15 protein-coding genes are annotated in these 26,183 nt (G+C 64.3%); 5 read left to right on the forward strand and 10 right to left on the reverse strand.

The annotated features are described in order from the left end of the window. Positions 1-99 precede the first annotated feature (99 nt). The gene (locus BSF38_RS23700) at positions 100-1,836 is read left to right on the forward strand and encodes an ArnT family glycosyltransferase (RefSeq protein ID WP_076349575.1); all 1,737 of its coding nucleotides are present in this window, start codon (positions 100-102) and stop codon (positions 1,834-1,836) included. Here BSF38_RS23700 and BSF38_RS23705 read toward each other — a convergent pair. From BSF38_RS23705 to BSF38_RS23715, 3 genes are all read right to left on the reverse strand, one after another. Beyond that, complete coding sequence (locus tag BSF38_RS23705; RefSeq protein WP_076349576.1) at positions 1,792-2,961, reverse strand: glycosyltransferase family 4 protein; 1,170 nt, start codon at positions 2,959-2,961, stop codon at positions 1,792-1,794. The genes BSF38_RS23700 and BSF38_RS23705 overlap by 45 nt on opposite strands. Beyond that, on the reverse strand, positions 2,958-3,722 hold the full coding sequence (gene truA, locus BSF38_RS23710) for a tRNA pseudouridine(38-40) synthase TruA (protein WP_237170584.1): 765 nt from the start codon (positions 3,720-3,722) through the stop codon (positions 2,958-2,960). Before truA ends, BSF38_RS23705 begins: the two co-directional genes overlap by 4 nt. 250 nt (positions 3,723-3,972) lie before the next feature. Next, on the reverse strand, positions 3,973-4,989 hold the full coding sequence (locus BSF38_RS23715) for an aspartate-semialdehyde dehydrogenase (protein ID WP_076351376.1): 1,017 nt from the start codon (positions 4,987-4,989) through the stop codon (positions 3,973-3,975). A gap of 364 nt (positions 4,990-5,353) precedes the next feature. Here BSF38_RS23715 and purD point away from each other — a divergent pair, with 364 nt between their 5' ends. Beyond that, entirely contained in the window at positions 5,354-6,874 is a 1,521-nt protein-coding gene (gene purD, locus BSF38_RS23720; RefSeq protein ID WP_076349577.1) for a phosphoribosylamine--glycine ligase, read from the forward strand. Between the two features lie 12 nt (positions 6,875-6,886). On the opposite strand, the gene BSF38_RS23725 is transcribed toward purD, so the two are convergent. Further along, positions 6,887-8,686, reverse strand: coding sequence for a hypothetical protein (locus tag BSF38_RS23725; RefSeq protein ID WP_145952291.1), 1,800 nt, complete (start codon positions 8,684-8,686; stop codon positions 6,887-6,889). 446 nt (positions 8,687-9,132) lie between these two features. Here BSF38_RS23725 and BSF38_RS23730 point away from each other — a divergent pair, with 446 nt between their 5' ends. Both BSF38_RS23730 and BSF38_RS23750 read left to right on the forward strand, forming a co-directional pair. Beyond that, positions 9,133-9,543, forward strand: coding sequence for a hypothetical protein (locus BSF38_RS23730; protein WP_076349579.1), 411 nt, complete (start codon positions 9,133-9,135; stop codon positions 9,541-9,543). A 3,863-nt stretch (positions 9,544-13,406) separates the two neighbouring features. Further along, positions 13,407-13,820, forward strand: a complete 414-nt coding sequence (locus BSF38_RS23750) for a hypothetical protein (protein WP_076349583.1) — start codon at positions 13,407-13,409, stop codon at positions 13,818-13,820. Between the two features lie 27 nt (positions 13,821-13,847). Here the strand turns inward: BSF38_RS23750 and BSF38_RS23755 are convergent, their stop codons facing one another. The 6 genes from BSF38_RS23755 to BSF38_RS23775 all read right to left on the reverse strand — a co-directional run bounded on the left by BSF38_RS23755 (position 13,848) and on the right by BSF38_RS23775 (position 24,542). Next, positions 13,848-14,726, reverse strand: coding sequence for a transposase (locus BSF38_RS23755; RefSeq protein ID WP_145952292.1), 879 nt, complete (start codon positions 14,724-14,726; stop codon positions 13,848-13,850). Between the two features lie 32 nt (positions 14,727-14,758). Further along, positions 14,759-14,911 carry a hypothetical protein gene (locus tag BSF38_RS31490; RefSeq protein WP_168189440.1) on the reverse strand — a complete coding sequence of 51 codons (153 nt, stop codon included), beginning with the start codon at positions 14,909-14,911 and terminating at the stop codon, positions 14,759-14,761. 182 nt (positions 14,912-15,093) lie between these two features. After that, complete coding sequence (locus BSF38_RS23760; protein ID WP_076349585.1) at positions 15,094-16,161, reverse strand: ISAs1 family transposase; 1,068 nt, start codon at positions 16,159-16,161, stop codon at positions 15,094-15,096. Between the two features lie 54 nt (positions 16,162-16,215). Then, complete coding sequence (locus BSF38_RS23765; RefSeq protein WP_076349586.1) at positions 16,216-16,527, reverse strand: hypothetical protein; 312 nt, start codon at positions 16,525-16,527, stop codon at positions 16,216-16,218. A gap of 491 nt (positions 16,528-17,018) precedes the next feature. Then, entirely contained in the window at positions 17,019-18,383 is a 1,365-nt protein-coding gene (locus BSF38_RS23770) for an IS4 family transposase (RefSeq protein ID WP_076349587.1), read from the reverse strand. 156 nt (positions 18,384-18,539) lie between these two features. Further along, positions 18,540-24,542, reverse strand: a complete 6,003-nt coding sequence (locus tag BSF38_RS23775) for a hypothetical protein (protein ID WP_145952293.1) — start codon at positions 24,540-24,542, stop codon at positions 18,540-18,542. Positions 24,543-25,336: 794 nt separating this feature from the next. Between BSF38_RS23775 and BSF38_RS23780 the strand changes: the two genes are divergently transcribed. After that, on the forward strand, positions 25,337-26,176 hold the full coding sequence (locus BSF38_RS23780; protein WP_076349589.1) for a PEP-CTERM sorting domain-containing protein: 840 nt from the start codon (positions 25,337-25,339) through the stop codon (positions 26,174-26,176). The last annotated feature ends 7 nt before the right edge of the window (positions 26,177-26,183 follow it).

Here is a 26,183-nt window from a genome sequence, read left to right on the forward strand (position 1 = left end):
TACTACGCGACGGCTGCGGTGCGGCCGACTTGATCGGTCTCGAAAAAAACAACGGCCGCGCCGGACGGCCCGTTGTCGGTATGCGCGGAGGACTTGCACATGGGCCAGGACGGCCTCGATCCGATCGACCCGACGACCCTGGACGATGCGCGGGCGATGCGGATCTCCTGGCGCGAGCCCGCGCTGATCGTGATCGTCTGCCTGATCCTCTTCCTGGCCGGCAACGCGCGGACGGGCTTGTGGGATCGCGACGAGCCCCGCAACGCCGTCGCGGTTCATGAGATGCGCGCCCGGGGCGACTGGCTGTTCCCCAGCTTCAACGGCGAGCCGCGCTATCATAAGCCGATCCTCATCTACTGGCTGATGGGCGTCTCGACGGCGGTGTTCGGTGAGAACCCGGCCGCCGCCCGGTTGCCCTCGGCTCTGGCGGGGACGGGTGTCTGCCTGCTGACCTGGCTGCTCGGCCGGCGGATGTTCGGGCCCCGGGTCGGATTTTTCTCGGCCTTGATGCTGGCCGTCGCGCCGATCATGGTCGCCGAATCGAAGCTGGCGACGACCGACGCGACGCTCACGCTCTGGCTGACAGGCTGCCAACTCTGCCTCTGGGAGCTAAGCCGGCGCGACGCGCCACGACTCGCCGCGACGTTCTGGGTGCTGCTCAGCCTGGCGACGCTGACCAAGGGCCCCGTCGGGCCGGCCTTGCTGGCGATGACCGGCCTGTTCGCGTGGTGGTGGGGATGCCCCGCCGCCGCCGTCTGGCGACGGCTGCATCCGCGCCGGGGCCTGATCGGCTTCGCCCTGCTCACCGCGCCCTGGTATCTCGTGGCGTTGCTGGGCTCGAACGGACGCTTCTTCCAGGTGGCGGTCAACCAGCAGCTCGTCCAGCGGGTCGCCACGGGGATGGAACAGCACGGGGCGTTTCCTGGATACTACGCGGCGCTCTCCCTGCTCGTCTTCTTCCCCTGGTCGTGCCTCGTCCCGATGGCGGTCCTCGGCGCCTGGCGAAGGCGCAAGGTCGACAGGAACCTTGGGTTCCTGCTCGCCTGGGTGGTCGGTCCGATGATCTTGCTCGAATGCGTTCAGACGAAGCTGATCCATTACTATCTCCCCGCCTATCCGGCCTGCGCGCTGCTGGCCGCCTGGGTGGTGGTCGCGGCGAGCCGTGAGGAAGTCACGCTGCGGCGATGGACGCTGGGACGGCTGGGGCAGGGCCTGATCGCCGGGATCGGCCTGACCGTGGGGGTCGGGATGACGGCGGCGGCGATCGTCGTGTCGGCCCGGCTTCGGCTGCCGCTGATCACCTGCGGCGCCGTCGTCTCGCTGGGCACGCTCGCCAGCCTCTTGCAGTTGCAACGCGGCGCGACCCAGCGCGGGACGTTCGGCCTGATCGCCACGACGGGCGGGATGATGCTCATCCTCGCCGGCTGGCTGATCCCCTCGGCCGAGTCGCTGCGCGTGTCGCGAATCGTCGGCGAGCGGCTGGCGGCCCTTGAGGCGGAGACGGGCTTCGAGCCGCTGCTGATGAACTACCAGGAGCCCGGCGTGATCTACGCGATCGGCAAGCCCGTGGCCGCCGTGCGCGACCCCCAGGCCTTGCTCACCTGGCTCGACGAGAAAAAGGCCATGATCACGGCCGTCACGCCCGAGGAACTCGAACTCTTGTCGACGAATTTCGGCGTCGCGCTCACGCCGCTCGAAGAGGTGAAGGGGTTCAACCCGGCCAGAGGCACGAGATACAAGCTGCTGCTGGCGGTCGTTCGCCGCGCGGTGGACGCGCCTCGGCCGGACGAGTCAACGGCCCGCGCCGGCGGCGACGAGCAGACGCTCGTAAAGTGATCGAAGCTGGCTGGTCATCGTCTCATGGCGAAACTGGTCGGCGAACCGGCGTCGGCCTTCGCAACCCATCGCGTCGCGGAGACTCGGGTCGGCCGCGAGCCGGAGCACGGCGGCGGTCAAGCCGGGAAGGTCGCGAGGCGCGAGCAAGATCCCCGTCTCGGGCAGAACGACCTCGCGCGCGCCGTCGACGTCGTAGCTGATCACGGGACGGCCGACGAGGAGCGACTGCGGCAAGACCCGGGCCAGCCCCTCGCGGAGGCTGGGGTGAATCACGCCGTCGACCGCCGACAGCAGCTCGGGAATGCGATCCGGGGCGACGAGCCCGGTCAGGATGAAGGCGTCGCGGACGCCCCGGGTTTCGAGGTCGGCGATCAGCTTGTCGCGGAGGATACCGTCGCCGATCCAGACGAACCGGACGCGCGGATCGGCCTTCAGGATCTCCGGGGCGACCGCCACGACGTCGTCGTGCCCCTTCAGCTGGAAGAGTCGCGCGACGGTCGCGAACGCCACGTCGTCGGCGGCGAGCCCAAGCTCGCGCCGGACCTCGTCGCGCGGGCGTCTCGGATGAAGGAAGGCTTCCGTGTCCATGCCGCTGTAGACGGTGGAATACTGCTCCGGCCGACCGACTCCGGCGTCGAGCGCCTGCCGGGTCATGGCGTCGCACACGCTGACGATCGCGTGGCAGCGGCGGGCCGCCCAGCGTTCCAGGGCGATGTAGAGGCGGTTACGCGCCGAGGACTCGAACGGCCCGAACGGCAGGCCGTGGATCGTGTGGACGACGGCCGGCACGTTCTCATGCCAGGCCGCCGCGCGGCCCACGATTCCGGCCTTCGAGCTATGCGTGTGGACGACGTCGGGCTTGAGCCGTCGAAACGCGGCGCGCAGCTTCCGGTAGGCTTTCCAGTCGGTCGCGGGCCGGACCGCGCGGACCAGCTCGGGCATGACCTCGACCTTCAGCCCGAGTTCCTCGGCCCTGCGGAACAGGTCGCCTTCGGGCCCTTCGGCGGGTCCGGTGATGAGGGTGACGTCGTCTCGATGGTGATGGTGCAGACCCTCGACGGTCAGCAGCGTATTTTCCTGGGCGCCGCCGACGATCAGCCGGGTGATGACGTGGACGATCTTCATTCCGAGCCGGCCTTCCGGGCGTCGCCGTAGTCGACGCGGAGGAGGAAAAGTCCGTGCGGAGGCGCCGTGGGGCCCGCCTCGATCCGGTTCTCGGCGCGGAGGACGTCGCCGACCCAGCCCTCGGGGCGCTTGCCGCTTCCCACGAACGACAAGGTTCCGGCGATCGTCCGCACCATGTTGTACAGGAAGCCGTCGGCCTCGACCTCGACGAACACGAGGTCGCCCTCGCGGATCGTGACGACGTCGAAGATCGTCCGGACGGAACTCATGCGGTTGGGCCAGTCGGTCTCGAAGCTGCGGAAGTCGTGGCAGCCGAGCAGGGCTTCCGACGCGCGGTTCATGGCGTCGACGTCGAGACGGTGGAAGACGTGCCAGGCGTATCGAAGCTCGAACGGATTCGCGATCCAGGCGTTGTCGATCCGATAGCGATAGCGTTTGGAACGGACGTCGAGCGTCGCGTGGAAGACCTGGGGCTTCTCGCAGGCTTCGAGCACGCGGACGTCGTGCGGGAGGATGGCGTTGAGCGCCTTGACGAACACCTCGGGGCCGTGCCGCGAGGCCGTCAGGAACTGGACGACCTGGCCCATCGCGTGAACCCCCGCGTCGGTCCGGCTGCTGGCGGTGGTTCGCGGCCTTGAGCCCGTAAGCTGCTCGATCGCCTCGTTGAGCACCTGCTGAACCGTGCGGAGGTCAGGCTGACGCTGCCAGCCGTGGAAGTCGGTGCCGTCGTAGGCGATCGTGAGCTTGATGTTGCGCATCATGCGGCGTCAGGTGCGGTTTTCTTTCGGATTGCGGAGAGTGATCAAAACAGGCTGCCGCGAGCATGCCTTCTCCCCTTGCGGGAGAAGGTGGCCGGAACGGCCGGATGAGGGGTTTCATCATCATAGGGATTCGTCGGACGCCTCGGCGACCGAAGAACCCCTCATCCGCCCCTGCGGGGCACCTTCTCCCGCAAGGGGAGAAGGGAATACGGCCCCGCCTGCGTGCAACCTAAATGCAAACCGCGCTCGATCACGCGCGGGCCGGTTCGAGCTTCAGCAGCTCTTCGGCGATCTGCACGGCGTTGGTCGCGGCCCCCTTGCGGAGGTTGTCGCTGACGCACCAGAACACCAGGGCGTTCGGGTTGCTCAGATCGCTCCGAATCCGGCCCACGAAGACGTCGTCGCGTCCCACGGCGTCGGACGCCAGGGGGTATCGCTTGTTCGCCGGGTCGTCGACCACAGTGACCCCCGGGGCCTTCATCCAGAGGGCGACGGCCTCCTCGGCGGTGATCGGCCGCTCGGTCTCGACCACGATCGATTCGCTGTGCGAGTAGGCCACTGGAACGCGGACGCACGTCGGACAGACGTCGATCGACGCGTCGCCGAGGATCTTCCGCGTCTCGTTGACCATCTTCATTTCTTCCTTGGTGTAGCCGTTGGGAAGAAAGTCGTCGATCTGCGGGAGGCAGTTGCCGAGGATCGCGTGAGCGAACTTGGAGGGCGCCGGAATCGGCTCGTTGCGGACGCCGGCGCCAGTCTGGGCCTCAAGCTCGACGATGCCCGTCATCCCCGCGCCGGAGACCGACTGGTAGGTGCTGACCACCACGCGCCGAATCCGCGCGACGTCGTGCAGCGGCTTGAGGGCGACGACCATCTGGATCGTCGAGCAGTTGGGGTTGGCGATGATCCCCTTGTTCCACAAGACGTCCTGAGGGTTGACCTCGGGGACGACGAGCGGGACGTCGGGGTCCATGCGGAAGGCGCTCGAATTGTCGATCACGACCGCGCCGACCGCGGCCGCGATCGGGCTCCATTCGCGCGACACGCTCGCCGGCGTGCTCGACAGGACGATGTCGACCCCCTCAAGGGCTTGCCTCGTGATCGGTTGGATCACGAATTTCTCGCCGCGGAACGTCACCGATTTGCCCGCGCTGCGCTCCGACGCCAGGAATTTGATCGAGGCGACGGGGAAGTTCCGTTCCTCGAGCAGCCGGACCATTCTCTCGCCCACGGCCCCACTGGCGCCGACCACGGCAACGTTTTTCACGATCACGATCTCCGAACGATGATGAGAAGGCGGAAGGCCCTCGAAAGCGGGGGGGATCAAGCGGAGGCCAAGATGCACGACCTGGCGGCGGTCGGGCCGACGTCGGCCCGCGGAATCAACCATGTCATCTTACGATTTCGCGGCCTGCGCCGCCACGGTAAGGCGTCGGACGCCCGTCTCGAAAAGTCTGTGCTGTTCGCCGCCGCGCGACGTTCTTAGAATAAAGGTTTGAAGTCCCCGTGCCTTCGGCCGTGCCGAGGACCGGCCGCCCTCGCGGCGGCCTTTCCCGAGGCGTGCGACGACCTTCGGTTGGTTCGACGCGCTCGATGCCTGTGAGGTTCGTGTTTTCCCCGGGAGTCGTCTCTTGAAAGTTCTGGTCATCGGCAAGGGAGGACGCGAGCACGCGTTATGCTGGAAGCTCCTTCAATCGCGGCGTGTGAAGGCGGTCTTCTGCGCGCCCGGCAACGCGGGCACGGCGCTCGACGTTCAGAACGTCGCCATCGAGCCGGGGGACCATCGCGGCCTCGCCCAGTTCGTCAAGCGCGAGGGGATCGGGCTGACGATCGTCGGCCCCGAGGAGCCGCTGGTCAAGGGCCTGGTTGACTTCTTCCAGCGTGAGGGCCTCCGCGTCTTCGGTCCCCGCAAGGACGCCGCCGAGCTCGAAGGCAGCAAGGTCTTCGCCAAGGAGCTGATGCGGCAGGCGGGCATCCCGACGGCCGATTACCGGATCTTCCGAGGAGCGCCCGACGCCGAGCATTACATCCTCTCGCGCGAGGTCGCCCTGATCGTCCGGTCGCGCGGCCGTTCGACAGTCCGCAACACGATCCACTGCCGGACCGCCGCCGAGACCCTCGAAGCGGTCGAGCACATCCTCGACCCGCGCGAGATGCTCGCCCCGGGGGTTCAGGTCGAGATCGAGGATCGCGGCGAGAAACGCGTGTACAGCAGCCTCGCCGAGGCCCGCGACTTCGTGCTTGGGCGTCCGCTCGGCGTCGTGGTCAAGGCCGACGGGCTGGCCGCAGGCAAGGGCGTGTACGTTTGCAGCAACCTCCGTCAGGCGATCGAGGCGATCGACCAGATCATGGTCCGGCGGATCTTCGGCCAGGCCGGCGACCGGATCATCATCGAGGAACGGCTCGACGGCCACGAGACCAGCATCCTCGCCTTGACCGACGGTCGGACCATCGTGCCGCTCGTCTCCAGCCAGGATTTCAAGCGGGCTTTCGACAACGACGAAGGCCCGAACACCGGCGGCATGGGGGCGTTCTCGCCGACCTCGCTGGTCACCCCGCAGCTCATGGAGGAGGTCGAGCGGGAGATCCTCGTGCCGATCGTCCACGCGCTCAAGCGGGCGCGCCGGCCGTTCCGCGGAGTGCTCTACGCGGGCCTGATGTTGACCAATCAGGGGCCGAAGGTGCTGGAGTTCAACGTTCGCTTCGGCGATCCCGAGACCCAGGTGATCCTGATGCGGCTGAAGTCCGACCTCCTCGACGCGCTCGAGGCCGTCGTCGACGAGCGGCTCGACACGATCAACCTGGAGTGGGATCCGCGGCCGTCGGTCACCGTGGTCATGGCGGCCGAGGGCTATCCGGGGCACTACGAGCGGGACCGGCTGATCGAGAATACGGCGGCGGCCGACCGGCTTCCGGACGTCAAGGTCTTCCACGCCGGGACGAAGCTCCGGAGCGAGCAGGGGTCGGGACTCGCGCCGCGGATCGTCAGCGACGGCGGCCGGGTCCTCAACGTCACCGCCCTGGGCTCTGACCTGAACCAGGCTCGCGAGCGGGTCTACGAGGCGGTCCGAACCATCCGCTTCCCCGGCGGCTTCTACCGTCGCGACATCGCCGAGCAGGCCGCCCGCGAGGGCGAGGGCGGCGGCTCGTGACGCGGCCGGCGATCATTTGGAGCGGCGGAACGTGCCGTCGCGGCGGAACGCTCCCTTGAGCGCGCCCTGCCACTTGGGCGGCGTTTGCGGCGTGGGGTTGTACGGCGGCTGGTTGACGGCCGGCGGGAACACCGCGCCCTTGACGACGCTGACGCTCTTCGCGAAGAAGGCCGAGTTCGATGGCACGTCGGCGGACACCAGTTGGTTCGAGCCCGACTGGATGCCGGAGTTGTCGATCTCGCCCTCGACCTTGGCGTTGATGTAGCCGCGAGGCAGGACGATGTTCTCGGGCGCTCCGAACGGGAACCGCTTGTTCGAGATCCCTTGGAACTGGCCGGGCTCGTTGATCCCCGACGGGTCGGGGTCGACCGAGACCGAGACGACCGAGTTGACGACGCTGCCGGCGATCCGGGCGTTGATCCCGCCGCCGCCGTGGGCCGTCGGCAGCGAGCCGCCGGCGAACGTGTTCTGAACGCGGTCGCGGATGTTGGGCGGAGCGACGCCGTTGAACGCGCCTCCGCCCGCCGAGAACGTCGAGCCCGGCGAATTGGCGTCGGAGACCAGGGTCTGCGTGTAGCCCGACTGGATCAGCGAGTTGACGAGGTCGCCGCCCAGAACCACGCTGTCGATCGTCCGCGAGGCCGTCACCGACGAGTTGACCGCGCCCCGATTGGCGTGCAGGTGCGAGATGAACTGCGTGTTGATGACGACATTGTCCATGCCCTGGCCGAACGACACGTCGCGCGAGCCCCCCGGCGCGACCATCATGACGTTGTTCGTCTCCCCGCCGATCATGAAGTTGGTGATCTTGGGGTCGAGCGAGTCTCCGGACGCCGTGAAGACGTCCACCGGCAGCGCCAGGACCGTGAAGTTGGTCGCGTCTCCACCCACGCGAACGTAGCCGATCTGGCCCGTCACCGCGCCCCCTTGCGAGACCACGTACGTGCCGCCGGGGCTCGTAGCCGTCGAAGACGAGTTGAACTGCGACGGCGCGAGGCCGGAGGTGGTGTTGCCGTAGATGGCGTTCGCCTGGAACAGGTTGATCCGGCCCGTCACCAGGAACGTGACGCTCTGCTGGTTGATGGTGGGGGTCGTCGAGCCCGACGTCACATCCGAACTGGCGTCGGTGGTGACGCTGTCCACCGTGATGGACGTGCCGGTGGTGATCGGCAAGCCCAGAAACACGACGAACTCGTTCTTCTGGGCGGTGGACGTCAGGGGGGTGCCCCCAGCAGGCGTGTAATCGACGTTCACACCGCCGAACCGCAACACGTTGATCCCCTCCGGCGCGGTGATTCCGCCCGCGAGGAACGAGCCGGGATGGACCTGCGAACTCACCGTCGGCTTGACGCCGCTGGTGTTGCCCAGCCAGAAGCCAGGCATGTCGACCAGACCGATGCCGTTCTGGGAGATCTTGCCGAGCCGGTCGACGTGGGAGGGGTCGATCTCACCGTACGTGCCGTTGGCCTGAACATTCAGGTTCTGAAAGTAGACGCGGCCGTCCGAACCCGCCGCCGGAGTCACACTGCCCACCAGCCGGCTGCGCGACGTGACCGTCCCCGCGACCGTGATCGTGTTGATCAGGTCGGGCGTGTTGGCCGTCGCCTTGGTGAAGGCGGCCCCCGTCTTGTCCACGACGTTCAACGTGCCGGGACCGTAGAGCGTGAGCGTCCACTTGTCTCCGTCCGCGTCGGTTCCCGAGACGGAGGCCGTCGGAATCGTCGAGTACGCGGAAAGCAACTGTCGGGTTTCCAGACCCTCGGCCTGGGGCCGAAGGAAGCGTCTCGAAGGCGTTCGCTTTCGCGTAGACATGGATCAGAACCCCTATATCAGGAGGCGCGCCTCGGTGGTCATCCGTGAGCGACCCCCGAAATCCAACCAAGGCGTCAGCTCAACCCAATCTCCAGCTTGATATCCGAAATCAGAGGCGATATGCCGCAAGCAGTCTTGCGTGTATGCGGTCGTCTTGCCCGGGGGAGATGACCCTGGAGATTTGGCACACCTTGTTCGATAATCGGTTCACCAGCCGGCGTCCTTGAGAAATTCGTCAAAATCGACATATTCCTCACAAGCCGAACAGGGCTGTCCTTTCTATCGACCATCGTCTCGGGTTCCGTGACTCGCGGAGAGGGATTTCTCGGCATGTCGCGGAGTCGGGACGCCTTTCGACCGCAGTTCGAACGTCCGCGCCGGGATGGCCGGACCAAGTCTCAGGACCTCAAGGAAGAGCCCGCATCGGTTTGGAAGGACTGTCTGACATGACCGACTCTCCTAGCGGCCGGCGACGTCCCTCGATCCATATCACGCTAGCGAGGGCTTCCCGACTTCATCGGCTGATCTTGTTTCTGGGCGAGTCCCCACGCACGCGCGACGTGGTGCTCTCGCAACTCGGCATCGGCCTGCGGACCTTCTATCGCGAACTCGAACTGCTCGCTCGATGCGGCGTGAAAGTCCATCACAAGGGCAAGCAGTACACGCTGATGGCGACGGTCGAACAGGCCGAGGGGCGGCTGCCGTTCCCCGATCCTCAGCTCAGCTTCTCCGAGATGGCCGAGCTGGCGCGCTGCGATTGCGAATCCGCCCGACGGCTGTCCCGCCTTCTCACCTCCGTGACCAGTCACCCCGGACCAACCCCCAAGAAGACCCCCCGGGCCAAGAAGCCCAAGTGATCGCGACGACGCGTCTCGCTTCGCCCAACTCGAACGCCTTCATCGCGCTCGCCGCAGCCTTTTTGCTCAGTTCTGGGCATGGCGCTTGGCCGTATAAAGTGTCAAGTCCCCACCGGGCCGTTTAGGACGATGCCGTCCGCGTCGGGGCGATGCGACGGAAGGTCGCAAAAGCCCACATTGAAGGGGAAGGCGACGCACGACGGCTGCTCCAGGTCGAAAGGCCCTTTCAGCGGTCTAATCGGATGGTTGATCGCGGGGATCGAGACGTCAGAGCCGGATCCATCAGTTTGAGAAGTCCTGATTCCAGTCGGCGACGCCCTCGACTCGTCACGCGTTGAGGGTGCCGTCCAGGTGCCTGAGGGTATCCGTCGAGCGTTCCGCTCGCGCGGAGGAACCACGGGGGCGTCTCGCCAGAACAAGGCCAACGCTCTCGGTTGGACGCATCGTCGCTCGCTCTCCCTCATGCGCCGCGACGGTCTGCAAGCCGAAGGCTTCCGTTCGTGATTCGCCACTCGATCCAGGATGGGGCTATCTGGTCCGACCCAGCTTCGAGTGGATCCCACTCATCTTAAATCTAGAAAGAAAACAGTCGCAATTCATCCATCAAGGCATCGTGCGGGGCTCGAATCGGGGGGCACCGGGCTTCGTCACCGGCGGCGGCGGGCTGTTCTCAAAAACTGGAACCATCATGGATCGTCGACAAAGCCTCGCCGTTCTTCTCGCATTGAATGTTGGACGTTCGTCTCGCGGGACCGTGATCCTCCAGGAAGTTCATCGACGAGATGTCGAGGTACGTCGAGCAGTGGGACGAACCGGTTACTGCGTTCATGGAGCCAACGGATCATTCGGGGGCGAATCTCGACGAGGAGGAGATTGATCCGGCGAGCTTGCCGTTCCAACTCACGGTGGGTTCGTTGATCGACTCCTACGTCGGGCGGCATCTGGCCAATCGTCGACTCGTCCTGGGCTGTCACTCCCACCGACAGAACCACCTCGCGCGACTCAGCGGAACGCCCGGTGCCCTTTCGTTTATATCGTATATCGCCGAAAACGCCGTGAAGTCGCGAATTCAGATGGCGCGGTCGACCTCGAAGAATTTCGTCGTCGCCCTCCGCCGTCATTGGTGGGAGCTTGGTCAGGAGAGGCGGCATCGCGCGGCGATCCGTCAGGCGACGGGAGTTCGATGAAGGCCGACGTCGAGCGATTGAGGCTCGGCGACGGCGTCCGATTCGCTGGAGTGCTCGATTTCAAGACGGAACCGACGCCTTTCACGAAGCGCTGGGCCCACCTATTCGTGTGTTGCCACCGCTCGGGAGACCCTTCCTGCACCTATCTGGGGACGATGTCATGCGGGGTGCCGATCGTCGGCTACGAGAACGAGGCGTTCAAGGGGCTCTCTCAAGAGTCCGGCGCAGGTTTGGTGACGCCGATGGATCGGCCAATCCAGGTGGCGGCGAAGATCGCGGAACTTGGCATGAATCGTTGGGCCATGGTCGACGCCTCGCGTCAAGCCCTGGCATTCGCACAACGCTGGACTTTCGAGGAGACGTTCAAAGCGAGGATCAAGCACCTGAAGTCGTGCTTCGCCCAGGCGCGTCCCGCGTCGGATTGGAGCCGTCGGACCAGCGTTTCGAGCCGACATCAAAACAACCAAGGCCAACACGTATCTTCGTCGTAAACTTTTGTAGCTAGAGCGTTTACTTAAGTGACCGGGGTGGGGCTCGAACCCACGACCAACGGATTAACATTCCTCCGAACGGCCCTAGTAAGGCGAAGCCAGCCAAGGGGTTGCGGCTTTCGCCCGAGTCTGTTGCCCACCATTTGCCCACCGACACTCGTCGGAGTGAAACCGACGCCGATCTCACCGAATTAGTGGATGCATGGACCCGCCTGCCCGACGCGATCCGCTCCGGCATCCTGGCGATGGTCCGCGCGTGCAAGCAGTAATTCGACTCACAGGGCGGGGCCTTCGCATCCGTCCTCAAGATGTACTACCGGGGGAGGCCCGGCGGGGAGCCGCATCCGATGCGTTCTATCCGCCCCGTGCACACTATGCGTCGCTCGTTGCCCGCCGCTTAGACACCGAATTGGGGGGGGGCGGCGAGCATCGAGCATTGGACGCGAAGCGCGCGGCACGAATCAGCCGATCCGTCTACCACAACCGCCGCGCCATATTACACAGAATGCGGCGATAAGGCGATCTGCAAGGCACAAGGCGAAATGGCGGCCTTGCGTCTCACTGACGAACTCGCCGCCGACCTGCGTCTCGATGTGGAGAATACAGCCTCTGCCGCTCTCGTCCTCCTAACCAACCGGCGACCGAGGCTTGGCCATGCTCCGCGCCGAGCTGGAACGCGCGGCGTTCTCTACCGCCAGGTGATCGGTCTGGAGTACGACTTGACCCGAGGCCGCCGACTCTCGTCAGGCCGACTCCGGTCGAGCCGAGGCCGATGTATCGCTGCGTTCTCCCGAGGTGATCCGCGGGCGATGCGAGAACGACCCGGAGCGGTCCGGGCCGCCCTGATTAACGTTAATGGCCCGAGCAAACCGCCGGCAGACGCCGAGTAGGCTGAGAACTCCAACTTCCTCCGCGGCGCGCGACGACAGGACCTCCGAACTCGGACGGCGATCACATCTTCGACGGCGGCGCTCGGGCCGCAGTCGATCACGGCTCCTTGCGGCCGCATGCCGGGTGGATCTGGATCCGCGAGCGGGCGCAGCGCTATGGATGACGGCCGGCGACGATTCAAAGGCCGATCTCTCCGACCTTCATGGGCTGCATCGTTCGATCCCCGAGGAACGACTCTTCGCCGTCCCATCTCGGACGAGGTGGGCCTCGGAACGTCGGCGGCGACCGCCGGCCCATTGGGCCTTCCGTCAGGCTCGGCGCCGACTCGGCGTCGCGCGGCTGCGTCGCCTGGTCTTTGAGACGGCGCGGCCGATGGAGACTTATCAAGAAGCCGGCGCCCTTCGGCCGCGGCCGGCGGTTGATGGGGGTCGACTGGATCTTACTCGAGCTGCCCGACTCACTCGCCTGCGAACGCCCGGTCTGTCTAACGGCCCTCGACTCGATGCGCCGAAGGGGAGTTCCCGCAAATCCGGCTCCCGGCGCTCTGCGAGCTGGGTATGCACGCCGTATGAGGGCCGGCGGTCAAGCTGTTTCGTCGCGGCGCGACTTCGGTGGTCGGCACGTTGCTGGACCAGTTCGGACCGGGGACCTGCTGATCCGGGACCGCGGATTGTTCGGAGACGCCCTGATCGCGGAGGTCCTCCGCCGCGGCGCCCACTTCCTGGCGAGGGCCAAGTGCAACTCCGTCCAGAAGCCGATCCGCAGCCTGACGGAGGGGGCGTTTCTCTCCAAAGATCCATCCGAGAGCGGAAGGCCGGTCGCGAGACTGCAACGGGTTGTTGCTCCGTGGCATCGAGTGCAACTACGACGGCCGACCCAGTTATTCTGACGTAACCCTTTCGGTAGGCGTTAGTTCTGGTTGTCTTAAGGGCGTTGGGTCTAGGCGGCGTCGGGGGCGGAACGCGTTGGATGTAGTTTGAAGTAATCAAATTCGTGAAGCTTAATAGATGTAGTCAAATGAAACATGGGAATTGTCCTAGTGAGTCCTGTGGCGAAGGTTAAAAGTCATTCATTTTATAGCTGGCGTGATTTTTTTAATTGACTAGGTTTAAGTATATGTTGATATTTAGTACGTCAGTACTACGTCGTTGAGAGGCGATGACGCCGTCTGCGGCTCCCCAAGACGCCGTTCGCGTCATCCGTCGTGCACTCGTTCTCGACGACGCCTGTTTCGGGTCGTGCTCCCCCACCGTCTCGAACTCCGCATCGCTGATCGTTACAGCAAGGTGGCACCATGCGCCGAGAGAGCTTCTCGCAGCGTCGTCGCTTCCAGTTGGCGCTCCGGCCGGTCGCGGTCGAGGCGTTGGAGCCTCGGAGCCTGATCACCGATCCGCTCAACCTGACCGCCATGGCCTTGGGACTGCCGCTCGCCCTGCGAGGAGTCGTTTCGGCGCAAACCGGAGGGCTCGCTCCGGCGCGTCATGCGGCCGTCGCCAAGGGGACGGCCGCGAGGTCGAGGTCCGTCGCCCGGCCTGCGTCCGGGGAAGGCCCGAACGCCGTCCTCCCCGTCGCGAAGGCCGAGGGGGGCCGATCGAGCGAGGGGCTCGCACGGCCGCTCGATTCGCGGGCCGCCAAGACCGGCGACTGGCTCACGCTCCGGGCGCTGGACGGCGACGCGGCCGAGGATGGGGCCGGCCCTGCTCTGTAGAAAACCCGCAGTCGCACAATCATAACGTTATGGGTAATGGCCCGGAGGACGATCTCGCGGCACTGGGTCGGATGCTTCCGCGCGAAGGGCCGAGCCCAGACGCCGCTTGAGCATCGCGTTCACCGTCTCCACCTGCCATCGTTGGCCGTACTTACGCTTGAGCCGGGCGAACCGCTGTTTCATGACCCGTCGCCAGCGGCCCGACGGGGGCTTGTCGGTCGGCCGGCCCCGCTTCGGCGGGATGATCGTCCGCACGCCGTGGGATCGCACGGCCCGGTGGATCCGCTCGGCGTCGAAGTCGGCGTCGGCCAGCAGCGTGTCGATGCGGGCGCGGCGCACGGCCTGGGTCCAGGCCCGGCCGAACTGCACCAGGTCCGACGCCGGGCCGCGCCCCGGGACCGCCGAGAGGATCATATGGCTCTTGCAGTCGACCACGAAGACGACCTTCGGATAGTGCGCGTAAGTCCTGGCGGGGTCGGAGTCTCCGGCGTAGCGTCGCTTGGCGTAGTAGCGGCTGACGTGCCGCGACTCCATCCCCGTGCCGTCGACGGCCGCCAACGGGACGCGGCGTTTCAGCGTCCCGTCCCGCCGCGCCCGATCGAGCACGGCGTCGAACGTCCGGCGGCCGGGGGCCGAGGCCAGCAGGCTTTGCGCGGCCTTCTGGAACGTGGTGAAGTGGGGGACGGTCTTGAGCCCGATCCGGTCGCGGAGGTCGACGTGGTCGGCCAGATGCGCCGCCAGCCCCCGATAGTCGAGGCGGAGGAACTCCTTGAGCACCAAGCACGCCACGAGCTGAGGCTGGGTGAACTTCTTGGGGCTGAACGGGTGGCGGTGCGCCGGGAGGGCGCGGCTAGCCGCCTCGTAGGCGACCTGGAACACACGCAGCGGTGATTTGCTCGTAGTCACATGTCATTCTACGACCGCGACTGGACGACGGTTCACGGGTTTTCTGCAGAGCAGCGGGCCGTGGATTCCTGATGTTCGAGGACCTGCTGCGGCGTCGACTGCCGGATGTAGACGACGGCAGATCGGTCGAGGTGCCAGGACTTGAGCTTGGAGGACGATGGTGCGTCACGCGAAAGGGTGGTCATGACTTGCCTCCCCTGGCGCAGCCGCGTCGGTGTCCAAGGGGCGTGCGAGGAGTTCGGCGAGGAGGCGTTGGAGCCTCCGCCGACGATCCGGCGGGAGTTGAGCCCAGATCGCGGTCAGTGGGTTCGGCGGAGAAACCGCGGGCGGGGGGGGGGACGCAGATGGATTCACTATTGAGCATGAGTCACCTCCGTGGTCCTGAGTGCTTCTGTCGCTCCACGCGGCCAACGCTAACAGAGCGTCTACGGCGATGGTAATCGGCCCTTCTGACGGCGCACAAGTTGTTGCGTCGTGGGCCTTCTGGCTGGGGGATCTCCACCGACCAGTAGCCTCGCACGGCGCGGGCGAACAGGTCGACGTCGACCGCCAGGCTGCTGAGGTAGTAGCGGATCTCGATCGACTCCTCGCCATTCTTCACCCGTCGCGACGTGACCACGCCGATCGACTTCAGCCCCTTCCACGCCGCTCGGCCGGGCAGCGTCTTGGGGACCGGGAGTTGAAGATACGTCCGTTCGTCCTGGCGGCCGTGCCCGCGCTCGCGCATCGTCAGTTCCTGGGCGCCGGCGAGGTCCCGTTCGAGTCGCTCGTCGATGTGCGCGACGACGTCGTGGTGCAGCGATTCGTGGTTCCTCTTCAGGGCCAACACGTAGTCGGCCTTGCCGCGGACCACCTCCTCGGCGATCGTCTTCTGAGCGCCCATCGCGTCGATCGTGACGATCCCGCAGCGGACGTCGATCTTCTTGAGGAGTTCGGGGATCGCCGTGATTTCGTTGGATTTCGCGGCGCAGGCCTCCTGGCCCAGGGCCAAGCCGTACTCGCCGGCCCAGGCGGTGACGACGTGCAACGCGCCGAGGTTGTTCTTGGCGTCATGGCTGCGGCGGGCCGTCTTGCCGTCGATCGCGACGATCGGCCGGTCGATGCCCGTGGAGGCGACGGCCTCGTCGCGGAGCCGCGCGATCCAGGCGTTGAAGGCGGCCTCGAAGGCGTCGGGCTTCAGCAGCATGAGGACGCGGCGGAACACGTCCTTGTCGGGGACGCCGCGCGGCAGGTCGAGTATCCCCGTGAGGAGGTCCTCCTTGTACTTCGCCCAGCGGGCGATCGCCGTCGGCCCGGCGGCCCCGGCGAGCACCGCCAGAACGGCGATCACCAGGATGCTCGGCAACGGATGCCGCCGGTTGATCTCCGAACGGGGATCCTCCAGCGTGGAGAAGGATTCCACAATCTCGTCCAGCTTGCTGCGCGTGCTCGACATCGCCTCACTCCGCCCACCGGGTCTCGTTCACGACACAGTGGACGGTATACCAGCTCAACCCGTCAGGCGAAACGCCGCAAACTCCGCCGGATCGTCATGAAAGTGCGCGCTGGCCCTGGCGCTCGGATCCCCTGACATCGCCGTGACGTATACGGCGCGTTTGACGCTCGGATTCATTTTGCGCGTCCAGAAGACCTTCGCGCGCGGCTGGACGAGAATCAGCCTCGAGTCGCTCTCGCCTTTGTATCGCAGCTGCTCGAGGAGGGCTTGATCGCCATGGATCTGCTTCCACGCCTCCTGGGATCGGATGAAGTGCGACTCGCCGTCTACGTAGAGATACGAGCTATTGGAGGACGATGTCTGCATAAGCTGACCCGAAATCGACGATCGGCTGCGCGGCCCCGGCGCTCTGGCATATCCGCCTTGCCAGGGCGGTAGATTCTCTGTTATTCACTTCCAGGAGTCAAGTTGCGTCGATCAACCCTGACCGGTGCGGTATCCGTCGATTAACGTTAATCACTCGGCCAGACGGACCTATGCAAAAGAGAAAGACCCGCGGGCGCTGCTGGACTCGCGGGTCTTTGTATTCGCCGTAGATCAGCGTTCGTCATCTGCGCTGGAACTTGGGGATCGAGAACTCGGTCCCCCTGAGTTCAATCACCGCCCTGTGCGCCGCCTGCTGGAGATAGACCGCGTACTCGGCCGACATCCCCTCGGGGCGGAACGCGCACCCGACCGCCGTCTTCCCGTAGAGCGACTCGTAGAAGACCAGCGCCCCCAGATACTGGCCCGCATCGTTGGCGTGGCGGAAGTCCTCCTTTCGAGTCGCGTGGCCTGGGACCTAGACGCAATACCGTTCAACAGCGGATGACGATCGCCTCTCGGAACTCCTTGGTTGGCTGAGGGTGGTGGCGATGTTCGGGGCGTTTCTTCTTCCAGTTGCTCATCTTCCGTTTGATGACCCGGGGGTTGATGCGATTGCGGCGTTCGGGCAGGACTTCCTCGCCGATTTCAGCGAGCACCGCCTGATACCATCGACTTCGGCCCTCGCGTGATCGCGGGCATTCGGGGAGGCGGCAGCGGAGGATCTTCAGCGTCGCCGTGAACGACAGCCGTCGGGGGTCGACCTGCTGGCGTTTCGCCGTCTCCTGCATCAGTACGCGGTCCACGTAATGACCAAGGAGCAGGCCGTACAACTCCTGAACCACCCCTCGGGGCGTCTGGCTCCTCAAGACCGGGCGTTCGCGTTGGTGGGTCTTCAACTCGTCGATCGCCAGCTCTTGTTCCCAGCGTTCGTGGTAGAGGACGATCAGCGTCTCCGCCGGGTCCGGCTCCGGGTCCAGGAGCGTCGTCAGCAGGCGGTGGACCTCCCCCGAGCCGGCGCGGTTCGGATCGCCGAGCGTGTATTCGATGATCCGAACCGCGATCCCGCCCCGATCCTCGCGACGGTCCTTGGCCGAGGCGTAGAACCGGGCCAGGAACGAACCGTCGGGCAGGACGCGGATCGGCTCGAAGATCCAGTTCGACTTGACCCGGGCCAGGAGGTGGGCCTTGGTCGCTTGGACCTCCGTGAGCGTCTTGTAGCTGAGGAAATTGCGGTCCCAGAGCAGAAGCATATCGGGCTGGAGGTATCCCAAAAGCCTGTGCGCCATCGTGACTTCGCCGACGTGGCAGGGCCTGATCCGCCACCGCCAGAGCACGTGGCTGCCGATCTCGCAGAGGGCCAGGACGCGGGCCTGGGGGAAGGCTCCCGGGGCGCGACGACCGCCAGGACGTCCGAAGGCATGATCATTCTTGGGCGTGTCGGAAAGGTCGACGGTGAAGCCGTCCAACGCCATCAACCGCATGTCGCGATAGAACGCCCCCGGGGTCAGGGGTCGTCCCAAGAGGCGGACGACCTCGCGGGCCAGCAACCGCAACGGAGCGAGCCCCAGACGGCGGCGGGCCTCGCAGAAGGTCGATCGCGGCGGGACGCCCCCCGGCCGATAGGGTTGGAGCCAGCGGAACACCTGGCGATAGCAATCGCGGGAGAACAGCCCCAGAGCGACGACGAACCAGACCATGAACCACCCCGGAAGCCGCGAGCAGGGGGAGCGATCTTGGCCCGTCCGAGCGAGGATGTCTTCCACGCGGGCGCGGGGCAGGATACGTTTCAAGGCGCGGAGTCGGTCGTGAGTGGGCCACGACGCGAGAGCGTCGGCCTCCTTGCGGATGTCGATCACCGTAGCCTCCTGACCAGTCATGGAGTTGTGGCAAACCCATGCTGGTCAGAGGCTTTCAGTTTAGCAACGCCCGTTGAACGGTATTGGACCTAGACGCCATTCCAAGTGGGCGGCGAACCACAGACGTCCGTCCCAGGCCAAGTTGGCTGGATCGCGTCAGTTCGTCGTTTCCGAGGCGACGTCGCGAACCACGCCCAAGCCTTGCCACGCCCCCGCGAGCCTTCGGCCGGAACGAGTCCATCCTGCTGGAAGCCTTCGCTGCACCATCAAGTTGGTTTGCGGCGTCGCCGACCACCAAGCCGGTCTTCTCGACCCACTCATCGATCGGACGATGGAAGAAGTCGGAGCGGACGTCCCGCCGGTGGACGTCGCGTCGACGGCCGCAATCTGGGCGAACGCGTCGTTCGTCGAAAGAGCGGAAGCAGCCGCAGTGTCCCCTCCGCCTTCCGACGTCGGCTCGGCGGCCACTCCCTCGACGCTCGATGCGTCGAGAAAGACCATGGAGGACGCCGGCGTATACGTCCCGACGGTGCTCGCCTCGTTGATGGCCAGGATCTTGACATTCGAGTTACTGGGGAGCGTTATCGAAACGACCACTTTGGCCGAATTGACCGTGAAGCTGTATCCATACACGTAGCTCGTCACGCCAATCTGAGAGCTTGTGGTCCCGTTATAGTAATTGTAGTGGCCGAGCGATTTGGCGATCGACTCGCCCGGCGCAGTCGCGCCCGTGTACGCGCCGTTGTAGCCCGAGACCCAGTCGCTGATGCTCTGCGTGAAGGTGTCGGAGGTGCCGCCTTCGTAGTTGACGGTGAACGTCTGGTTCAGCTGGGTCCCGTTGGTCGCCGCCCCCAGGATCATCAACTTGTTCATGTAGCCGTGAGGCAAGGCGACCGTCTGGCCCGTGGCCTTGATCACGTTGTTGTTCAACACCCCGCCGACATTGAAAACCTGACCGTTCCACGCGATGGTGTTGCCCAGCATCACAGCCGAATAGCTGTGCCCTCCGCCGTCGAGATCGGCATACTGGGCGCCGCCGTCGAGTGAGATGCCTACCTGGTTGAACCCGGCGCTGGTAGTGTCGGTGGCCACGCCCAGGTTCACCTGTGAGGGGGCCGAGACGAGGTCGAGCGCGAAGATCATCATGTTGTCGTTGTTGTTCAGCGACAGGGATTTCACCGTCTTGGTCGGGTCGAGCGTGAAGGTGTAGCCGTAGATATAAGAGTTGTCGAAAACCTGCCCCGTGCCGGCACGGTTGTATCTGGTTGGCTTGGCGGCGATCGACTCGCCAGGAGCCGTCGACCCCGGCGTGCCGTTGTAACCTGAGAGACGGTCACTGATGGTCTGGTTGAAGGTGACGCTGGTGCCGTCGTCGTAGATGACGGTGATGATGGCCGCCTGGGGCTGCTGCATGGCCGTGGCCAGCATCATGAGGCTCGTGTACTTGCTCCGCGGCAAGTCGATGAACTGGCCGCGGAAAGGGCTGACGTTGGGCTGCCCCGCCGGTCCGAGGTTGAAGGTCTGGCCTTTCCAGACGTACGCCTTCCCCGAAGTCCAATTGGCGGCGGTCGCCAGAGCATTGGCCGAGAAGGAGTCCTGCGTCGTGTTGAGGCGTCCAAGGTCGACGTTGTTGTCGGCGGTGATCCCCACCACGCTGAACGGGATTGAACGATTATCGCCGCTCGTCTGGTTGAGCAACGACCCGAGGTTGATCTGTGGGGGAGAGTTGACGAGGTCGAGCGCGAAGATCACCATGTTCTGGTTGTTGTTCAGCGACAAGTACTGCACGGTCTTGCTCGCGTCGAGCGGGAAGCTGTAGCCGTAAATGAAAGCCTTGGTGTTGTTGACCTGCCCCGTGCCGATGTGGTTGTAGTAGTTCGTCTGAACGGCGATCGACTCGCCTGGTGCGACCGTGTTGGCGCCGGTATAGCCGGTGAGGTGGTCGCTGATGGTCTGGTAGAACGTGACGCTGGAGCCGCCGACGTAATAGACCGTGATCGCCGCCGCCTGGGGCTGCGGCATGGCCGTGGCCAGCATCATGAGATGGGTGTAATTCCCCTTGGGCAAATCGAAGTTCTGGCCGCCGAAATAGGTAACGTCCTTGTAGCCCGCCGGTCCGAGGTTGAAGGTCTGGTTGTTCCAGACGCCAACCTTGCCTGAGGTCCAATTGGCGGCATTCGCCAGGGCAGTGGCGGAGAACGAATCCTGCGTCGCGTTGAGGCTCCCTACGTCGACGTTGTTGTCCTCTGTGATCCCCACCATATTGAAAGGCACCGGCTTGCCCCCGCTGGCGGGTTGATTGAGCGTCGCCCCCAGATTCACCTGAGGGGGCGCCGAGACGGCGTTGAGGGCGAGGATCTTGACCTTATTCTCGTTGGGAAGAACGAGATCCCGCATGATGCGCTTCGGGTCGACGGGGATCACGTAGCCGTAGACGTAGCGGGTGGCGGACGCTCCCGTCTGGGCGACCTCGACCCCGCCGCTGAAGTTGTTGTAAGACGGCAGGGTGGCGGCTATCCCCTCCCCGGGCGCCGTCGACCCGGCGGTGCCGTTGTAGCCGGTGCGCCAGTCGCTCACGCCGAGGATGAACTGGTCGGCGGAACCGTCCGTGTACTCGACGCGAAACGGTCCGCCGTAGGCCCGATCGAAGCCGGTCGACATCCCCAAGAGGTAGAGCGCCGAGTAGCTCCCTTGCGGGACGTAAAGGGATTGCCCTCTTGCATAGATCGCATCGTTCGCGCCGATCGGCCCGAGGTTGAAGGTCTGACCGTTCCAGACGTAGGCCTTCCCCGAAGTCCAATTGGCGGCGGTCGCCAGAGCCGTGGAGGAAAGGCTGTTGGCGTACTGATCGATGTTGCCCTGGACGCTCGTCGTCGGCTGCGTGATGCCGACCAAATTATAGTCGGCGCTCAGATCTACTTGCGGTCCTTGCTTGACGACGTTGAGGGCGAGGATCTTAATCTTCGTTTCGCTGGGGAGCGAGAGGCTCGCGACCGTTCGACTCGGATCGACGGGGATCATGTAGCCGTAGACGTAGCGTACGCCGGCCTGGGCGACCTCCAAGTGGCTGGTGGAGTTGAAGTTGTTGTATCCATTTAGGGTGGCGGCTATCGCCTCCCCGGGGGCTGTCGTCCCGACGGTGCCGCCGCCGAGGTAGCCGTTCCCCCAGTCGCTGACACCCAAGGTGTACGTGTCGTGGGTGTTGTCCGTGTAATTGACTTGGAACACCTGCCCCATAGCCTGGTTGAAGCCCGTCGCCATCGCCAGGAGGTAGAGCGCCGAGTAGCTCGCCTGCGGAAGGTTCAAGACCTGGCCGCCCGCCGGGAGCATGTTCTTCGCATTGACTGGGCCGAGCTGGAAGGTCTGCCCGGCCCAAGAGATGGTGTTCCCGACCAGAGTCGTGGAGGAGAGGCTGTTCGCGTACTGGTCGGCGTTCCCTTGAACGCTCGATCCCGGCGACGTGATCCCAACGACGCCCCACTGGTTGAAGGCGGAACTCAGGTCGACCTGGTTGGTGGAGGACGTCGAGCCGGACTGGTTGACGTTGAGGTTGTGCGCGTTGAAAGGCGCGTACTTCAAACGCAGGTCATTGCCCGGCGGATGCCAATTACCAAGGATAGGATCAGTCCAGTTGATGTACGGGTAAGCGGTGGAAGGAGCGATGTTGCCGTTGATGACTCCGGAGTAAACCTGGCCGGTATTGCCCGTCAGCACCTGAGTTCCGCTGGGCGAGATGGTCTTCGCAACGTTGCGGTCGATCGTCAAATTGATTTGACGTGGGTCTATGTAACCGTTGAGATAACCGTTGGTGCTGTCGTACGTCAAGGGGACTCGGAAGTCTCCCGCGCTGAAGGCGTTCCCGACGGTAATCGACGGCGGAGTGGGATCGTCACCGGACCAGTTCGCATAGTTCGTGCCGCCGCTCCCGGTCGGAATGCCGTAGAATTTCGTCGTGTCCGTCGTTGGCTTAGTGCTCCAGTCGGTCAGCCACTGCGACGTCCATTGGATCGTATTGTTCTTAACGGTCGCCTTGACGTAGACCCGCCCCGTCGGGCCTTCGCCCTGGGTAATACCCCCGGTGACCAGGATCGGGTTCGGGAAGTTTTGGATCGTGTTCGAATCGACGATCACGTCGAAGCACGGGTCCAAGCTCCAGTACTTGGGCAGGGGAAAGTTACCAGAGTCGAGTTCCGATGGTCCAGGGGCCGCACCGATTGCGATCCCGGTCCCCGTCCATCTCCCCCAAACGCCGCCTCCGTAGACTTCGTTGCCCGCTACGAGCGTGCCGAACTGGGCTCCGGTGAGGATGAAACCGTAGGAGATCGTGCCCTCGAGATGGAGCTTGTTGTTGAGGTATTGATCGTCGATGAAGGCGTTCGCGATGTTGATCGCATACGATCCGGCGGGAACCGGCGACGTCATGAGGAACGTCGGGGGCGAGTCGGCGAGTTTCTGGGCGATCACGAACCAGCGGCCGGCGTTCGGATTCGCTGCGTCCACGATCGAGACGACCATACCGGGCTTGCCCGGTGTCTGCCCTCTGTAAGGGACCGTCGACGACGGCGTGGGAAGCGTGATCACCCAGCCGTTGTCCAGAACGCTGCCGATCGGTCCCTCATAGGCGACTTGGTAGCCTTCGGTCAGGACGACCTCTTGCGAGTTGCCTCCGTCGGCCTGCCCATTGACGACGGTTTCGCCCCCCGTGAACTGATTGCCGCTCACGACGTTGTGATACGCGACATCGCCGACGCCGTTGAGGCCGAAATTGACTAATCGATGTATCAGGCCATTCGATTCCGGGTGCGCCGGATCCGTCACCACCTGCGACACAATATTGCCCACGAAATTGACGTCGTGCGGCTTTTGCACACCGACGAATCCTTGGCTCAACGTATGCGGTTGGGCGCCGTCGCTCTTATTGTCCCTGATCTCCCACGGGCCGCCTTGGAGCTCTATAGGTCCGCCCCTGAAAGTGCAGTTCATGATCGACCCGCTCGATTGCTCGTAACCCGCATAATTCGCGACACGCAACAGACTGACGGCCGATTGGAGCGAGGAGCCTGGCGAAACGGCCGGCGGGCCGGCGATGTTAACGCGCGACAGATTCAGGAAAACCGGGTTCCCGTTTTTCCCCGGACCGGTCGTCAGATCAATGACGGCTTCAGCACCGGTCCAAGCGGTGCTTGAAGCGGTGTCGAATGTGATGTTGAGATCGTCGAAGTCGACGGCCAGGTCCTGGTTCCAGACCATGGGATGCAGATTGGAGGGGTCGGAGTTTATGACGATCGCCCCACGCGTGTTGGTCCATGACGCCTGAAACTTCAGCGTGGCGTTCCTTCCGATGATGTGTACGGGGTGGTTGATCTTGAGCGGTTGCGTCAGGATGATGGTCGCGTTGGGGGGCAATCTGATCGTGTCGTGGGGTGTGGCTCCCGACTGCCAGTTCAGAGCTGCGGAGAGATCACTCGCAGTTGTTACGTCCCAGGGGCTGGCCTCGTTGTTGAAGAAGCTGTAGTCGAGTTTCGCTGCCAGTAGGCTGTGGTCCCACGGCCCGCCTGCAAACCTTGTGACGTACTTTTTCGTGTCACCGGTGAAAGTCAAGGTCATTGCCATGTCGGTGGCCACGTCGACGCCCGGCGCGCACTTCGTCTCATCCCGCACGGGAGGAAAGTAAACGTCCGCAGTTGTGTTGTCTACGGATTGCAAGAACGCGACAGGATGATTCGCATCTGCAACCGCAGGATCTTCTTTTAGCCAGAAATTGCCGGCTTGATTGCTGATCGTTATCGTGTCGATCTTCTTGCTTAGTCCGGTGACCCTTAGATGAACCCACCCAAGCAAGCCGGAGTTACTGTTATCCTGGCCGCTGCGTGCGAACTGCGACCAGGAGACCTGGAACGCGTTGTCCACAACTGTAAGTGGAGTCGCCGCCGTGGTGTAGGAGAGGGGAGGATTGGCGAGGGACAGGGGTCCGCTTGCAGTAGAAGCCGTGTAGGGGTCGTAATGGGCACCAGATGAGCCGGCCTTGTAAAAATAAGTGACCGTCACCGAGAGCTGATCGGTGAGCGTGGGTTGAAAGGTCGTCAACGCTCCGGTGGACGCGCCCAGGCTTTGCGGGGATCCGCCGCCGCTCGACGCGCTGGCGACGACGGGGTTCAAGTAGAGGTCGCCCTGACCCCGATCGGGCTGGGTGAAGAAGAATTCGGCGTGCGACCATCCGGTTTGTTGATTCATCGCGTCGTCCCATCCATTGGACACCGCGTTGTTGTACTCCCACTTGAAGATCGTCTGCCCCTGGCTGCCAGGAGGTCCCGTGACTACGATCGACTGGATGATGTCTGCACCCGACGCCGTCAGCAAGCCGCTGAGATGCAAGCGGACGTCCGCGACCCCGTCGGGGCCGACGGACGAGTTCGGACCGACGAGGTCCACGAGGCTGGTCCCTTGCCCCATCCACTGGACGCTCAGCGCCAGGAGCCGACGCGCTTCCAGTTGACATAGGGACGGGACCTGCATTCGAAGTCGTCGTCTATGAGATCCCCGTCGCCGATTCCTGGATGCGCTCATCTATGTGGAGTCCTGGTGTCCGAGCGATCCTCGCTCAGCAGTTCGTCCCCTTCGTCCATCAGGGAGCGTGGCGTGATGCCCAAGCGTGTGTAGTCTTCGATGCGTGTCTCAATTGAGCCGGTCGAGCAAGGCTAACGAGTCACGCCCGTCGGATGCAAGGGGCACCTGAAAAAGCGCTAAGCCTCGCCCCGGGGCGATCGTCGGCGCAACCACTCTGGAAGAGGGGTTGTTACGACGGCGATTCACGAGGCTCTCGCTCCCACCGAAACATGCTTGGATCGTATTGACACCCGTCTGAACTTCGCTTAATTTTCAAAGCTCGCACGGGCCGACCTCGGTTTGGACGCCGAGGCCTGAGACGACAGAAGCACAGGGAAGGGACCATCATGCTCACGCGATCGATGCGGAAAACTCCCGGAATCAGTCTCGGTCGGACCATCCTTTTAGTCGCGAGGCAGGCATTGGCCATTGGGGTTTGCGTCGTGGCCGCGGGGCGGGCGGGGGCGTCGCCTTACATCGTCACGGATCTCGGCCGCGTTTCCGATATGCAGCAGAATGGGCAGAGCTTCGACAACACGAAGACAGGCGTCTCCTACGCCTTCCCCAACACGTTGAGGAACTTGACCGACGCGGAGATGGCGAATCTGCCGACATACTCGGCGACCATGAGACAGCCTCCCCCTCCCAATTGGGATAACTCCCCAAGTACAAAAATCGTCACGATGAACGCGTGGAGGATAAACGACTCGGGGACGGTCATCGGCACCCTCGATAAGGTAGTCGATCGCTTCGGCAACCCAGTTAACAGCGATGTCGGGTATACCGTGAGGTCGCCTGACGGCACCTATTCGCCGTTCGTGACGCTGTCCGCCTACCCCGCTTCCGCGTCCGCCCACTACTACCTGAGCCAAGCGAATCAGATCCTCATCACCGACCCAACAGCGACCCGTCTTGTGGACCTGAACACCGGCAGATCGACTTCGATCGATCAATTGATTCCACAACAGCTCCTCCAGAACTATCCGGGAATTCCTTTCGTCCAGGGCATTGACGACCGGGGAGACATCGTTATTTATGCCGACAACCAATATACCGGGTCGGAAGCTTTCATGCTGACGCCGCCGGGCCTGGACCCGCCCCCGGTGCCGGAGCCGTCGACGCTGCTGATCTTCGCCGCAGCCGGCGCGCTGGTCGTCCGCACCGCCCGCCGTCGAAGGCTCGCCTAGCTAACGA

The organism is Paludisphaera borealis (genome assembly GCF_001956985.1).
GTDB classification, from domain to species: Bacteria; Planctomycetota; Planctomycetia; order Isosphaerales; family Isosphaeraceae; genus Paludisphaera; species Paludisphaera borealis.

Bases quoted from the DNA above. Each gene is read 5' to 3' on its own strand.
- BSF38_RS23765 (WP_076349586.1), bottom strand. From the start codon at position 16,527: ATGCAGACATCGTCCTCCAATAGCTCGTATCTCTACGTAGACGGCGAG.
- BSF38_RS23780 (WP_076349589.1), top strand. From the start codon at position 25,337: ATGCTCACGCGATCGATGCGGAAAACTCCCGGAATCAGTCTCGGTCGG.
- BSF38_RS23700 (WP_076349575.1), top strand. From the start codon at position 100: ATGGGCCAGGACGGCCTCGATCCGATCGACCCGACGACCCTGGACGAT.
- BSF38_RS23760 (WP_076349585.1), bottom strand. From the start codon at position 16,161: ATGTCGAGCACGCGCAGCAAGCTGGACGAGATTGTGGAATCCTTCTCC.
- BSF38_RS31490 (WP_168189440.1), bottom strand. From the start codon at position 14,911: ATGACCACCCTTTCGCGTGACGCACCATCGTCCTCCAAGCTCAAGTCC.
- BSF38_RS23730 (WP_076349579.1), top strand. From the start codon at position 9,133: ATGACCGACTCTCCTAGCGGCCGGCGACGTCCCTCGATCCATATCACG.
- BSF38_RS23750 (WP_076349583.1), top strand. From the start codon at position 13,407: ATGCGCCGAGAGAGCTTCTCGCAGCGTCGTCGCTTCCAGTTGGCGCTC.
- truA (WP_237170584.1), bottom strand. From the start codon at position 3,722: ATGATGCGCAACATCAAGCTCACGATCGCCTACGACGGCACCGACTTC.
- BSF38_RS23705 (WP_076349576.1), bottom strand. From the start codon at position 2,961: ATGAAGATCGTCCACGTCATCACCCGGCTGATCGTCGGCGGCGCCCAG.
- BSF38_RS23725 (WP_145952291.1), bottom strand. From the start codon at position 8,686: ATGTCTACGCGAAAGCGAACGCCTTCGAGACGCTTCCTTCGGCCCCAG.